Below are 14,733 nucleotides of genomic sequence, written 5' to 3'. Positions count from 1 at the left end.
GCGTGCTGAGCGTCAGGCGTTGTCGGCGTTGCCCTTGCGCCACACCGACCATGGGATGTTCCAGTCGCCGAGACCATCGGTGCCTGACAATGTTCCGCCCGTGGTGTTCTTCACGATGACCGGGTCGCCGCGGAGGGTGTTCTCCATGACCCAGAGAGCGTTCTCCGGACTCAGGTTCAGGCAGCCGTGACTCGTATTGGTGTTGCCCTGCGCCCACACCGACCATGGTGCGGAGTGGAAGAAGATGCCGCTGTAGGACATCCGGGTCGCGTAGTCGACCGGGGTGCGGTAACCGTTCGACGAGTTGACCGGCACGCCGTAGGTCGACGAGTCCATGATGATGTGGTCGTGCTTGTCCGAGACCAGGTAGATGCCGTTGTCGGTCTCGTCGCCGGCCTTGCCCATCGACGTCGGCATGGTCCGGATGACCTTGCCGTCGCGTTCGAAGACGACCTGCTTGGTGTTGTCGTCGGCCGTGACGATCATCGAGCGTCCGACGGTGAAGTTGGTCCGCACGTTCTCCTGGCCGAAGAGTCCGTCACCCAGGTCGATGCCGTAGGTGTTGACCGCGACCCGCACCTTGGTGCCCGGCTTCCAGTACTCCGCCGGCCGCCACCGGACCTCGCTCGGGCTGATCCAGTAGAAGGCGCCCTCGACCGGAGGGTCGGTGGTGATCCGGATGGCGCGCTGCGCCGCACGACGATCCGCGATCGGTTCGTCGAACTTCACCGCGACCGGCTGTCCGATACCGACGGTCTCGCCGGGACTCGGTGTCAGATACGCCTGCGTCAGGTTGTTGGGGCTGCTCGTGGTGAAGGTGACCTTCTTGGTGACCGCACCACCGATGCCCACCGCGTCGGTCTCCAGGGTGTAGGTGCGGTTGTAGCCGAGGGCCTCGTTGCTGACCCACACCGTGTCGTTGTCGGCGAGGGTGCCCTTGACGGGGGTGCCGTCGGACTTCTTGATCAGCACCCGGCTGATGGTGCCCTCACTGGTCTTCACCTTAATGGGCGCACCCGGCTGCACGCCGACGGCGTTGTCGTTCAGGGGACGTTCGGCCCACTCGGTGATCTCGAGACCCGGCTTGAGCAGGTCGTCGAAGAGACTCGAACTGCTGACGTTGTCGGAGTACGACGCCTCCTGCGTGCACGACGTCACCAGCGCGACGATTGCCAACATCACACCGCTGACGATCAGCGGCATCCGCCGAGTACGACCGATCCCCATCTCACTCCCGCCTGTCGACGCCCCGACCCCGAACCGGTCGGTCACGCTGCCCCGCAACCTTGAGAACACTGCACACCCCGAATCCGAAACGGACATTCCGAACCCCGATGTCGCGGACCAGTGTACGAGAAATCGGACCGAACGCTTCGGCCGTCATCCATTCGAGCGGCGTGTTGCGCACCCGAAACGCCGAACGTTCACCTGCCGTTCATCGACCACCGGCCGCGGTCGAAACCGTCTGAGACGCCACAAGACGCCTCGCTCGATGCGAGGCGTCTTGAGTACTCTGTGCGCCATCAGGGACTCGAACCCCGAACCCGCTGATTAAGAGTCAGCTGCTCTGCCAATTGAGCTAATGGCGCTTGGCGGTGCGAGATGGAACCTTACAGGACCCCCGCGGCAGAAGTGAAATCGCCTGGTCGGAGCGGCTTCTGCCGTTCGACGGGCCCGTGCGGGCGAGCTCGCGCCGCCGATTGCTGGATCAGCGGGTCATCTCGAGGCGACCTTGCGGACGACGACGAGCAGGACCAGGGCGCCGACCCCGGCGAGTGCGTACTTCACCGCAGGCGTCTGCAGTGTCGCGAGAGCCTTCGACTTGGCGTCGTCGGCGAGCCGCTGGGGGTTGGCACGCTCGGCCAGCGCGTCGAGCGTACTGGCGAGGTCCTCACGGGCCTTGGCGATGTCCTGCTCGATACGTTCGGTATCTCCGGCCACGTTGCATCCTTCCGGCGCTTCTCGTTGGTCTTCTCACTTCCCGGCCGCCGCACGACCTCTCGGCGCCGGGGACGAACCGCCAGATGGCAGCGTCTCGATGCTACGACATCCCGGCATCCGGGCATGTCGCCATGCACTAGCCTGGCTCTCATGGCTGAGACCACCACCCGACTGTCCGTGGGCGACACGGCGCCGTCGTTCACGCTGCCCGACGCGAACGGCGACCCGGTCTCGTTGTCGGACTACGCCGGCCGCAAGGTCGTCGTCTACTTCTATCCCGCAGCGGCCACCCCGGGGTGCACCAAGCAGGCGTGCGATTTCCGCGACAACCTCGGCGAGCTGAACGAGGCCGGGATCGCGGTCCTCGGCATCTCCCCCGACAAGCCCGCGAAGCTGGCGAAGTTCGTCGAGGCCGAGGGCCTGACGTTCCCGTTGCTCAGCGACCCGGAGAAGAAGGTGCTCACCGAGTGGGGCGCATTCGGGGAGAAGAAGATGTACGGCAAGACCGTCACCGGCGTCATCCGGTCGACGTTCCTGGTCGACGCCGACGGCACGATCGAACTCGCGCAGTACAACGTCCGGGCCACCGGACACGTCGCCAAGCTGCGCCGCGACCTGTCCGTCTGAGCCGGCACCGATGCCCGAGTCCGCCGAACCGCTGGTGCCGCGCAAGCGGCCCACTCAGGAACGCAGCAAGCGCAAGTTCCAGGCGATGCTCGAATCGGCCCGCGAGCTGTTGATCGACGTCGGGTTCGAATCGCTGACCTGCGAGGAGATCGCGACGCGGGCCGAGGTGCCGATCGGGACCCTGTACCAGTACTTCGCGAACAAGTACGTCATCGTGTGTGAACTGGACCGGCAGGACACCGTCGACGTCCGCGAGGAACTCACGGCGTTCTCCTCGGAGGTGCCGTCCCTGGAGTGGCCCAGCCTGCTCGAGAAGTTCCTCGACCACCTGGCGGCCCTCTGGCGCACCGACCCGTCGCGGCGGGCGGTCTGGCTGGCCGTCCAGTCGACGCCGGCGACCCGCGCCACGGCATCGCTGAACGAGCGGGTGCTCGCCGAACAGGTCGCGCGGATCATCGCGCCGCTCACGCCGTCGCAGCGCGAACGCCGCGAGATGATGTCCCAGGTGCTCGTCCACACGGCCTACTCACTCCTGAGCTTCTCTGTACAGGACGGCCACGACCACGACGAGACCGTCGCCGAACTCAAGCGGATGCTCGCGGGCTATCTGCTGCTCGAGGAGTCGACGACGGTCTGAGGGCCGTGCTGGGCTACCTGCCCTCGAGGATGGCCACCGCCGCAGCGGTGTCCCCGTCGTGGGTCAGCGACACATGGACGGTCGTGTCGCGCAGATGCTCGCCGATCTCGCCCGACAGCCGGATGGCCGGGCGGCCCCACGTGTCGGTCACGACCTCGATGTCGCTGTGTCGGATCAGCGGCAGCAGCGGCGACCGCGAGAAGCGGCTCACCGACCACGCCTTCACGACCGCCTCCTTGGCCGCCCAGCGGGCGGCCAGATGCCGGGCGTCGTCGCCGGTCCCGGCGGCCGAGTCCCGACGTTCGCCGACCGTGAACCGGTCGGCGAACGTCGTACCCGGCTGCCGGAGCTGCTCGCCGAACTCCGGGATCGACACGATGTCGATGCCCACACCGAGAACGCTCATCCCTTGGGAGTCGCTCGCGCCATTCGCCTCACCGGGTGTCACCGACCACCCGCCACCGGCTCACCGGCGACGTAGACGTCGGCGCCGTCCAGACGGGTCTGCGGGTCGAGGAGCATGCCCGCCTCGGCGTCGTGCTCGTCGACCGACTCGTCGAAGCGACGGTTCGGCGGACGCTGGTAGGCCGGCTCGCCACCGCAGATCGACTGCAGGAAGCGCTGACTGCCCTGGCGGGTCCGCTCGTCGGCGCGCTGACGGTAGGCGTCGCGCTCCGCCGGGTTCAGCGAGGCGATGAACGCCTCCGGGTGCACCACCGCGATCAGTCCGGACACGTGACCGAAGCCGAGGCTGGTCAGCAGGCCGGCCTTGAGCGGGAACCGCTCGCCGAGCTGCAGCGTCTCCCGCGGCCACACCAGGTGCGGGTACTCCGCCATCTTGTCGTCGACACAGTCGAGGCTGCGGTTGGGCGGGATCACGCCGTCACGCAGGATCTGACACAGGCCGATGAGCTGGAAGGCCGCCGCGCCGCCCTTGGCGTGACCGGTCAGCGACTTCTGCGACACCACGAACAGCGGTGCGCCCTTGCCGCGGCCGATGGCCGCCGCGAGCCGCTCGTGCAGTTCGGACTCGTTCGGATCGTTCGCCTTGGTGGAGGTGTCGTGCTTGGACACGACCGCCACGTCGTCGGCGCTGACGCCGAGCGAACCGAGCGCACGTGCCAGCGGCGAGGACAGCGACCCGCGAGCCGCGCCCAGGGCACCGAGACCCGGAGCCGGGATCGAGGTGTGCACACCGTCGCCGAAGCTCTGCGCCCACGCGACCACACCGAGCACCGGCAGACCCATCTCGGCCGCGACATCACCGCGGGCGAGCAGGATCGTGCCGCCGCCGGCCGACTCGACGAACCCGCCGCGTCGGCGATCGTTGGCACGCGAGAACCGGCGATCGTCGATGCCGCGCGCGGTCATCTTCGCCGAGTCGGCGGTCGCCGACATCGCGCCGAAGCCGACGATGCCCTCGATACCCAGGTCGTCGAAGCCGCCCGCCACCGCGAACAGCGCCTTGCCGAGGCGGATCTTGTCGACGCCCTCCTCGACCGACACAGCTGCGGTCGCACATGCCGCCACCGGGTGGATCATCGCGCCGTAGCTACCGACATACGACTGGACCACGTGTGCCGCAACGATGTTCGGCAGGGCCTCCTGCAGGATGTCGTTGGCGTTGGCCTCGCCCAGCAGGGTGTTGACGTACAGGTCGCGCATGGAGGTCATGCCGCCCATACCGGTGCCCTGTGTGTTGGCGACCAGACCGGGGTGCACCCAGCGCATCAGTTCGCTCGGCGTGAAGCCCGACGACAGGAAGGCGTCGACCGTGGCCACCAGGTTCCACAGGGCGACCCGGTCGATCGACTCGACCATGTCGGGGCTGACGCCCCAGCGGGTCGGGTCGAAACCGGTCGGGATCTGCCCGCCCACGGTCCGGGTCAGCGCGAACTGGCGCGGAACGCGGATCTCGGTGCCCGCCAACCGGGTGACCTGCCAGTCACCGTCGGCGTTCTGCGTGACCCGGGTCTTCTCCGGGTTGGCACTGGCGAATGCTCGCGCCTCGGCCTCGGAGTTGACCGTGAAGGTCAGGTCCTCGTCGACGAAGACCGAGGTCAGCAGCGGAGAGGTGTTGTCGACCATCGCCCCGTCGTCGGCGTAGCGGCGGATACCGCAGCGGGCGACGACCTCGTCGTGGTACCGCTCGGCGATCTCGCTCTCCGGCACCGGGTCTCCGGACGCGGTGTCGTACCAGCCCGGCTTCGGCGCCGAATCCCAGTGCACCAGTCCGGTGTTCCAGGCAAGCTCGAGAACGCCTGCGGCCGACAGCTTCTCGTCGACCTCCATCTCGAAGCGGGTGCGGGCCGAACCGAAGGGACCGAGCTCGCCGGCACCCACGATGACCACGAGGTCCTCGGGTCGGGCGTCGATCGACGGCCACTGCGGACGCATCGCCTTCGGGGCGCGCGCCGGTGCCGGCAGCGCCGCGACGGTCGTCGCCGACTCCTCGTCGGTGTCCGCGGACTCCTCGGCGGCCGCCGCCGCGGTGGCCGCGAGCGCCTTGAGGTCGGTCGAGCTGTCCAGGCCGCCGGTGAAGTCGGCCAGGATCGGCGCACTCACCGCGGCCGACCGCTGCTCGGGGCGGCACAGGGTGAGCAGGTTCGCCGCCATCTCGTCGGTGCTCCAGGTGCGCACACCCGCCGCCTCGACCGCGTCGACCATCCCGTCGTTGTGACCCATCAGCCCGGTGCCGCGCACCCAGCCGATCAGTGCGTGGGCGAGCGTCGTCTTGGAACCCCAGGACTCCTCGGCCGACCAGCGCTGTACGAGCGCGTCGAGCGAGGCCTTGCTCTCGCCGTAGGCACCGTCGCCGCCGAACATGCCGCGGTTCGGCGAACCGGGCAACACGACGTGCACGCGGGCGGCGATGTCGTGATCGGAATGGACATCGGCGAGACCGCCGATGAGCCGCTCCACCGACCAGAGGAGCACCTTCATCTCCAGCTCGGCGCGACCGCCGGCGTCGGTGAGATCACCGGCGACCCGAGGTGCGGCGAACGGGAACAGCAGCGTCGGCTTCATCGCCGGCTTCACCACTGCCGTTGTGCCACCGAGGTTCTCCGTCTGCTCCCCCGCGAGCCAGCCGACGAGGTCGTCGACATCGGCGTACGACGCCATGTTCGCCGGGGCGATCCACAGCGCGGCACCGGCCCGGGCGTTCTCGCGGTACAGCTTCTTGTAGAAGGCGAGACGGTCGGAGTTCAGGCGCGACGTCGTGGCGACCACGGTCGCGCCGCCGGCCAGCAGCCCGGCGACCACGCCGGCGGCGATCGAACCCTTGCTGGCACCGGTCACCACGGCGATCTCGCGGCTGTAGGCACCCTTCTCGGGATTCTCCGCAGCGTGCGCGATCGCGCCGAAGACGCGGCCGTGCACGGCGTTTCCGTTCGCGAGGGCCTTGCCCTGCCACCAGGTGGCGTGGTCGGCGACGGTGTCACCGGCTCCGGCGAACCCGCCGACGATGGTGTCGAAGTCGGCGTCGAGGTCCTGCTCGTCGGTCAGCCAGAGTCGGACGAGATCCTCACGGGCGGTTGCCCACCGGTCGTCGATGAGGACGACCTTGGCCGCGTCGAAGGCCGGCGCCACCGTACGGGCCCAGTCCGACCCGAGTTCGGCGCTGACCAGCTCGGCGAGCTCGGCGTTCGGGTCGGCCGCGGCCTCGGCGAGATCGGCGACCTCGGCGAGTCCGAGCTTGTCCAGCAGGGTGTACGCGGCCGAGGCCAGCGCGCCGGACCGGCCGGTGATCTGCTCGGTGAACTCTCCCAGCGCCGCGGCGTCGACCGTTGCGCCACCACCGGATTCGGCGGCCGGCTTGCCGACCGGGATGCCCTTGACCGCACCCACCGCGGACACGGCCTTGTCGATGAGGGCGTCGAGGGAATCGGTGTTCGTCAGCGGGCCGTCGAGCAGATTGCCCAGCGCCTCGCCGCGGACGGACGCGCCGTCCCTGGTGCCCAGCGCCAGCGCGACGGTGGTGTGCAGACCCCACCCCGGACCCAGCTGCCACACACCCGACACGCGGTCGGTGATGTAGTTCTGGCGCTTACCCAGCGGGCCGAGCACCTTGCGGAACTGGTCGCTGACCGCATCGGTGAGCACCGCACCCAGCGGCCGGTAGCCACGGGCGAGGGTCTCCACGGTCGACGACAGCGCGGTCATGTCGGCTTCGGCGGCACCGTCGATGGCGCCGAGTCCGAGCTCGCCGCCGATGTCGAGGAGCAGCTGGTTACGACGCGACGACACACCGTCGCAGAGCGCCTCGATCGTGTCCGCGGACCCGATCTGGTCGACGCGCATCTTGGTCCACAGCGCGATCACGGACTTCACCGCATCCGACGGCGTGAACGCGATGTCGTCGGGACGCGGGCCGGCGGCGGGTGCCGCCGGTGCCGCGGGAGCAGCAGGCGCGGGCGCCGCCGCGGCGGCCGGAGCCGCGTCCGCCGCCGACGTCTCGGCCGCTGCGGGAACGTCGAGCTCGTCCTCGTCGGGCTCGTGCCCGGCGTCCTTGGCCAGGATCGTGTCGGTGTCGCGCTCGACGTTGAGCACCTCGGTGGTGGCCGCGGCGTAGTCGTCGAGCTTGAGGGTGTTGGTGGCCAGACCCGACAGCGTCGGGGCGCCCTTCAGACCGATCTCGACGAAGCGCTGGACTCCCAGCCCGTTCCGCTCGGGACCGCTGAACAGCAGTTCCTGGGTCTCGATCCACCGCACCGGGCTGGCGAACTGCCAGGCGAGCAGCTCGATCAGGATCACCCGGGCCAGTTCGTTCGGGGTCGCCTCCCAGGCGTCCCAGTCGGCGAGGACCTCGTTCAGCGGATCCGACGGCACCAGCGCCGCGATCTCCTCCACGAAGTCGCGTCCGAGGTTAAACAGGCGCGGCACCAGGTTGGGGATGTACCGACCGATCAGGATGTCGATGTCGATGTCGGCGGGCAGCAGCTCGGCGAGCTTACCGCGGAACTCCGGGACCCCGGCGCGCAGCACGCTCGAGTGGAACGGGACGTCGATGCCCGGGATCAGGATGAACGCGCGCTTGCCCCCGAACTCCGCACGCCGCCGGTCGATCTCGGCCTCGAGCAGTTCGAGACCGCGAACCGTGCCGGCGATCGCGTACTGCGAGCCGAGGAGGTTGAGGTTGACGACCTCGAGGAACTCGCCGCCCGCGGCGCCCACGCCGGACACGAAGTCGGTGACCTCGGCGTCGGCCAGACCGAACTGGCTCGGCCGGATGGCGGCCATCCGATAGTCACTGCGCCCCTGCTCATCTCGCGGGACGAGGTGATGCATGGCCTCGCCGCGCTGGAACACGACTTCGAGGACGGCCTCGAGCGGGAGGACGCCGGCGCATGCGGCGAGCGCGTTGTACTCACCGACCGAGTGGCCACACGTGATGGCACCCTCGACGAAGCCACCGGACTCCTTGAGCTCGGCGATCTGCGCGACACCGAGCGTCGCCATGGCGACCTGGGTGAACTGCGTCAGGTACAGCACGCCGTCGGGGTGGTTATAGGTGGTCCCGTTGGCGACGAGCGTCGTCGGGTTGTCGCGGACGACGGCGAGGATCGAGAAGCCCAACGCCGCACGGGTGTGCTTGTCGGCACGATCCCAGATCTTGCGGGCGGCCTTCGACCGCGAGCGGGCGTCGAGTCCCATGCCCTTGCTCTGGATGCCCTGGCCGGGGAACGCGTAGACGGTCCGCGGCGCGGCGAGCAGGCCGGTCGCGCTCATCACGAGGTTGTCGCCGACCTTGGCGCTGACCTCGACGACCTCGCGGCCGTTGTCGAGACCCACGCGGTCGACGCGCACCGAGATGCGGTCACCGAGCCGGACCATGCCGAGATAGCGTGCGGTCCAGCCGATCAGCGGACGCGGCGACGGCGTCGGATTCTTCGCGTCGGTCGCGGTGACGACCTGCTGCGCGGCGGCCGACAGCCACATCCCGTGGACGATCGGGTCGCCGAGACCGGCCAGCTTGGCGGCTGCGGCGTCGGTGTGGATGGGGTTGCGGTCACCGGACACGACGGCGAAACCGGTCATCCGGTTCGGCGCGGTGATGGTGGCCGTCCGGAGCAGCTTGCGGGTGGCCGACTGTTCGGCGGCGGGTGCACCGCCGGCCCGGGCCGGGTCGGTGAGCTCGGCGGCGCCCAGACGTCCACGGATCGCGAAACGCTCCTCGAGCGTCGCGACCGGGCCGGCTGGTCCGGCGATCTCCACCGTGACCTCGACGACACGACCGACGTCGGCATCCCGGACCGCGCCGGTCCGCGCGGTGACGGTCAGGTCGGCCGCGGTGGCGGGGATCTCGCCGGCCGGCGCGATCGCGTGATCGAGGTGGACCAGGTCGAGCAGACCCTCGACGACCGGGTCACCGGAATCGGTGCGGGCGGCGCCGATGACGCTGAACACGCTCGGCCAGCACGCGCCGACCAGGGTGTCGGGCACGGCGAAACCGAACGGGTCGGTCGGGGTGGTCGGACGCAGGTGCGGCGGCAGGGAGAACCCGGTCACCGCAGCGTGATCGGCGACCGAGTCCGGCTGCCAGGAGACGGTCGTGACCGACACGCCATCGGTCACCTCGGCCAGGCTGCCGCCGGCGGCCACGGTAAGGATCTCGCGCATCGCGGTCGACGCGTCGTCGAGGCCCACCAGCGGCGAACCACCGTCGCGCAGGCTCTCGCCGGCCAGCAGCGGGATACGCACGGAAGCGCCCGAGATGGGGACGACGAGGTCGAAACGGGTGGCGTCGGAGTCGGCGGAGACCTGCTCCAGGACGGCGCCGCTGACGGCGTGTTCGGCCCGCTCGGGTCCGACCACGGTCCAGGCGTCGCGATCGCCGAGCAGCGCGATCGGGCTCGCCACGATCCGGCCGGCCCAGCTGACGTCGTCGGACTCCAGCACCGAGGTCAGCACGCCGGCTTCCTCGGCCAGCCCGGCCCGGTGCCGGGAGGCGACGGCGACCGGGCGCTCCCCGGAGGCCTGCAGATCGGACGCGACACGGGCCTCGAACCGATCGAGCAGTTCACCCACGGGCTCGTCGACGCGGGTGATGCCCGCGACGGCGACCGGCCCCGGGATGACGCAGACCGCGTCGGCGCCGTAGCGCGGATCGTGGGCCTGCCACAGGGAGTCACTGCGCCACCAGCGGCGTACGTCCTTGTCGATCACCGGCACGAAGTTGACGGGCTTGCCCGGGGTGCGGCACAGCTCCAGGAAGAACGCGACGTCCGCGGGATGCAGGATGTCGGTGTCGATCTCGGGGTACACGCTGCCGAGCGCGTCGATTGCGGCATACGCATCGGCGGCGGCGGTGACCTCGGCGAACATCGTCGGGATGGGCCCGGAGTCCTGCGGGTGCATGCGCGCCTCGGTGCGCTGCAGCATCTCCACGAAGCGCTGCTGCCAGGTGATGTCGGCCCACGGGGCCTGCTCGCCCCGAGCGTCACCGACGGCCAGCGCGGCGTACCGGTCGAGCCACTCGCGGTAGGTCATGGTGGCGACGTCGCCGAAGTACGGCTTCGCGGTGTCGGCCATCGCGGCGATGATCTCGTCGCGGCGGGCGGCCACGGCGTCGGCGTCACCGGCGACCTCGTCGAGCAACCGGCCGCAGCGCGACGCGGTGTTGTCGACCTCGTGGATGTCGGCGCCGAGCTGCGAACGGCCGGAGGCCATTCCGGCGGTGGCGTGACCGGCACCGATCCACTCGTCGATGCCGGCGGTGTCGACGAGGAGCTGCTTGACCTCGGGGGTCGTCGTCGCTTCCTTGGCCGCCATGGCGGCGGTGCCGATGAGGATGCCGTCGAGCGGCATCGTCGGGTAGCCGTAGCCGGCCGACCAGCTGCCGGTGAGGTATTCACTGGCGCGCTCGGGCGTGCCGATGCCACCGCCGACGCAGATCACGACGTTCGGGCGGGCGCGGAGCTCGCCGTAGGTCGCGAGCAGCAGGTCGTCGAGGTCTTCCCACGAGTGGTGGCCACCGGCGCGGCCGCCCTCGATCTGCACGATGATCGGGTGATGCGGAACCTCGGCCGCGATGCGCACGACGGACCGGATCTGCTCCACGGTGCCGGGTTTGAAGGCGACGAACCGGAGTCCGGCCTCGACGAACTCGTCGACGAGCGCGACCGCGTCCTCGAGTTCGGGTATGCCCGCCGAGACGATGACGCCGTCGAGCGGGGCTCCCTGCGCGCGGGCCTTCTGCACGATGCGCTTGCCGCCGAGCTGCAGCTTCCACAGGTAGGGGTCGAGGAACAACGCGTTGAACTGCGCCTCGCGTCCCGGCTCGAGCAGATCGGTGAGCGTGGCGATGTTGCGCGCGAAGATCTCCTCGGTGACCTGACCGCCACCGGCCAGCTCGGCCCAGTGTCCGGCGTTGGCCGCGGCGGCGACGATGGCCGGGTCGACGGTCGTCGGCGTCATGCCGGCGAGCAGCATCGGCGAACGTCCCGTGAGGCGGGTGAAGGAGGTCTCGACGACGGTACGGCCGTCGGGCAGCTCGACGAGGGTCGGCGCGAACTGCGACCACGGGGTCGCGACCTCGGGCACGCCGCCGGGGCTGAACAGGTTGCGCTGTCCGACGCGCAGCGCGGCGGGCACCAGGCCGACACCCTGCCCGCGGACCAGTGATGCGGTGAGACGGGTCGCGATGTCCCCGGGACCGAAGTCCAGGACCCACTTGGCGCCGCCGGCGACGATCGAGTCGACCGAGGCGACCCAGTCGACGTGCCCGACGAGGATGTCGTGGGCGTGGCGGGTGGCGAGGTCACGGTCGATGCCGCAGCGGTCGGCCCACTGGCCGACCAGCTCTACAGCCTCGGCCATCGCCGGGTGGTGGAAGGCCACCGACACCTGCAGGTGGTCGAACTTCGGCGCGAACGGCGCCCCGCCGGTGCGCTTGCGCTTGCGCTCGTCGGCCTCGGTCGCGGCGACCCGCTCACAGAGGGCGGCGAACGCGGCGAGGTGCCGCGGTGCCCCGGACAGCACGACGGCGGTGCGGCTGTTCTTGATGGCGACCACCGGGGCGGTCGTCAGATCGTTGTCGGACAGGCCGGCGCGGTACTGCGCCAGGATCTCGTCGACGCGAGCCGGGCTGACGTTGGTCAGTGCGAGCATCGGCGTGCCGTCGGTGGTGACGCCCAGCCCGCGGCGACGCGCGGTCAACGAACCGGCGGCGCCGATGAGGTGCGCGACGGCCAGCAGCAGGCCCTGACCGGACTCGGCGATCCGGCCGTCGGCGCCCACCGCATCGGTGGCCAGCGAGCCCTGGGAATGCCCGACCACGGCCTTCGGCGGGAGCACGGCGGTGTCCAGGCCCTGCTTGCGGAGTGCCTCCACGGCGGCGAGCTGGGTGAGCAGCACACCCGGACCCGAGAGGGTGAAGTCGGCGAGAGTGGCCTCGGCGGGCACGTCTTCGCCTGCGTCGTGCGCGTGCACCCAGGTGAGCGGGTGGAATCCGGACACCCGTGCCACGACGAGTTCGTCGGCAACCGGCTCGACGAGCCGTTCGGCGGAATCGACGATGGTGGCGACCCGGTGTTCCAGGTCGGCGTCGACGACCAGCTCGGTCAGTGTGGGCAGCCATGCGCCGCCCTGCCCGCCGAAGCTGATCGCGTAGGGCTCGCCCTGCGTGAGCCGCTCGATGAGCGTGGTGGTGGGCCGTTCTGCGTTGGCGGCGCCCTGCGAGCCGGAGCGGAACTGGTCGACGGTCACGGATACTCCTCTGTGGTGGTCGGTCTCAGAGTGTGGATTTGCGGAGTGCGTAGGTGCGGTGCAGTAGATGTCTATGGGTGTTGTGCGGTTGGTCTGCGAGTCGCGGCGGCGCGAGAAACGCTGTCGGCAGCGGCCTTTCCGTGCGCTGACGTGATCGGTCTCGCCGCCGTCGCGCACGACCGGCCGCGGTGGCGACACCGCCGGATCGAACTAGCTGGTACAACAAAGGAACACGCCTGCCGCACAACAACATTGGCGCGCACCGGTTTTGTCCGGAGCCGGCGTCGGCGTGAACATGACACCTATGATGACACACGAAAGTGAGGGAACCCTCATGTTTGTCGGTGACCTGTCGGTATACCGACCAGTAACCGCGCGGGTAACTTTCGGCACCGTGTCAACCACCATGGGAAGCGTCGGAAAACCGCCAGGCCAGGCAACATACCCAGGGGTACGCGTGCGCCCGAACTCTCGCTCGGTCAACCGTTATCAAACCGTTATGTGATGTGGGGCACCACTGCGCGTCGCGGTCCAGCCGAGCCGCAGGCCGAGTGCCATCGAGACACCCCACTAGAGTCGGCCGCATGAGCAGTTGCATCTTCTGCGCCATCATCGCGGGCACCTCCCCGGGTCGCATCGTCTACTCCGACGACGACGTCCTCGGGTTCCTCGACATCCGGCCCGTGACCCGCGGGCACACCCTCCTCGTGCCCCGGGTCCACTCCTCCGGGCTCGACGACCTCGACCCCACCCTCGGCGCCGCTCTCTTCCGCGCCGGCCAACGAGTCGCCACCGCGATGAAGACCGGACCGGTGTCCGCCGACGGGGTCAACCTGGCACTGAACGACGGCCGCGCGGCCTTCCAGACCGTCTTCCACACCCACCTGCACGTCGTCCCCAGACACGACGGGGACAAGCTGAGTTTCGCCAAGGGCTTCCTCGTCCGCCGCGACCCCGACCCCGACGAGACCGCGGCTGCGGTGCGCGCCGGGATCGAGTCCGTCGGATGACCTTCGCCGGCGAGCCCGACCCGGACACCGGGGCCGGGACCCGGATTCCGGACGCGGTGGCCGACCTCGTGCGTCGCGCGGAGTGGATCACGGTGTTCAGCGGCGCGGGTATGTCGGCCGAGAGCGGCATCGCCACCTTCCGGGACGCCCAGACCGGTTTGTGGGAGAAGTTCGATCCCGCCGAACTCGCCACCCCGGAAGCGTGGGCGCGCGACCCCGCACTGGTCTGGGGGTGGTACCGCTGGCGCGCCCGCGAAGTGCTTGCCGCGCAGCCCAATGCGGGCCACCGCGCGCTCGCCGAACTCGCCACGAGCCGCACCGTCATGATCGTGACGCAGAATGTCGACGATCTCCACGAGAGGGCCGGCGGCGACGTCGTCAGCCACCTGCACGGCAGCCTGTTCGCCCCCCGGTGTTCGGTCTGTGGGACCCCGTACGACGGCCCCGGCGCATTCCCCGATCCCGGCGACACCGGTACCGCGCCGGATGACCCGCGCGTCGACCCGCCCACGTGTCCGCGCTGCGGCGGGAGGGTACGGCCCGGCATCGTGTGGTTCGGCGAAGCACTGCCCGAATCGGATTGGCAGCGAGCGGATCAGGCGTTCCGTGCGGCCGAGGTGGTGCTCGTCGTGGGCACCAGCGGGATCGTCTACCCGGCAGCCGCGCTACCCGAACGCGCGGTGCGTGCGGGCATCCCGGTCATCGAGTTCAACCCGTCGCCGTCCGCGCTGTCCGACATCGTGACCCACAGTCTGCGGATGCCCGCCGCCGTCGGTCTGCCGGCGTTGCTCGCGTCACTCGGCTGACGAG

At 69.9% G+C, this 14,733-nt stretch carries 8 protein-coding genes and 1 tRNA gene; 4 read left to right on the top strand and 5 right to left on the bottom strand.

Annotation, left to right across the window (positions count from 1 at the left end; all coding sequences use genetic code 11):
* Positions 1-12: 12 nt before the first annotated feature.
* The 3 genes from GR168_RS09405 to GR168_RS09395 form a co-directional block, all read right to left on the bottom strand.
* Positions 13-1,203: an Ig-like domain-containing protein gene (locus GR168_RS09405; RefSeq protein ID WP_159371885.1), complete on the bottom strand. Its 1,191-nt coding sequence runs from the start codon at positions 1,201-1,203 to the stop codon at positions 13-15.
* A 313-nt stretch (positions 1,204-1,516) separates the two neighbouring features.
* Positions 1,517-1,589 (bottom strand) — tRNA-Lys (locus GR168_RS09400).
* Positions 1,590-1,716: 127 nt separating this feature from the next.
* A complete protein-coding gene (locus tag GR168_RS09395; RefSeq protein WP_058250014.1) occupies positions 1,717-1,941 on the bottom strand; it encodes a DUF3618 domain-containing protein in 225 nt (74 codons plus the stop codon).
* 150 nt (positions 1,942-2,091) lie between these two features.
* On the opposite strand from GR168_RS09395, the gene bcp reads away from it, so the two are divergent.
* Positions 2,092-2,568: a thioredoxin-dependent thiol peroxidase gene (gene bcp / locus GR168_RS09390; RefSeq protein ID WP_055474734.1), complete on the top strand. Its 477-nt coding sequence runs from the start codon at positions 2,092-2,094 to the stop codon at positions 2,566-2,568.
* A 10-nt stretch (positions 2,569-2,578) separates the two neighbouring features.
* Positions 2,579-3,205, top strand: coding sequence for a TetR family transcriptional regulator (locus GR168_RS09385; RefSeq protein WP_033203516.1), 627 nt, complete (start codon positions 2,579-2,581; stop codon positions 3,203-3,205).
* A gap of 13 nt (positions 3,206-3,218) precedes the next feature.
* Here the strand turns inward: GR168_RS09385 and GR168_RS09380 are convergent, their stop codons facing one another.
* Together GR168_RS09380 and GR168_RS09375 are read right to left on the bottom strand one after the other, a co-directional pair.
* Complete coding sequence (locus GR168_RS09380) at positions 3,219-3,611, bottom strand: holo-ACP synthase (protein ID WP_055474732.1); 393 nt, start codon at positions 3,609-3,611, stop codon at positions 3,219-3,221.
* A 38-nt stretch (positions 3,612-3,649) separates the two neighbouring features.
* Positions 3,650-12,913: a type I polyketide synthase gene (locus tag GR168_RS09375; RefSeq protein ID WP_159370597.1), complete on the bottom strand. Its 9,264-nt coding sequence runs from the start codon at positions 12,911-12,913 to the stop codon at positions 3,650-3,652.
* Positions 12,914-13,497: 584 nt separating this feature from the next.
* On the opposite strand from GR168_RS09375, the gene GR168_RS09370 reads away from it, so the two are divergent.
* Positions 13,498-13,923: an HIT family protein gene (locus tag GR168_RS09370; RefSeq protein WP_065629038.1), complete on the top strand. Its 426-nt coding sequence runs from the start codon at positions 13,498-13,500 to the stop codon at positions 13,921-13,923.
* Positions 13,920-14,729, top strand: a complete 810-nt coding sequence (locus tag GR168_RS09365) for an NAD-dependent deacylase (protein WP_137809293.1) — start codon at positions 13,920-13,922, stop codon at positions 14,727-14,729. Before GR168_RS09370 ends, GR168_RS09365 begins: the two co-directional genes overlap by 4 nt.
* Positions 14,730-14,733: the final 4 nt, after the last annotated feature.

This window comes from Gordonia sp. JH63 (genome assembly GCF_009856645.1).
Classification (GTDB): Bacteria; Actinomycetota; Actinomycetes; order Mycobacteriales; family Mycobacteriaceae; genus Gordonia; species Gordonia hongkongensis.
This window is presented reverse-complemented; position numbering and strand designations above follow the sequence as displayed.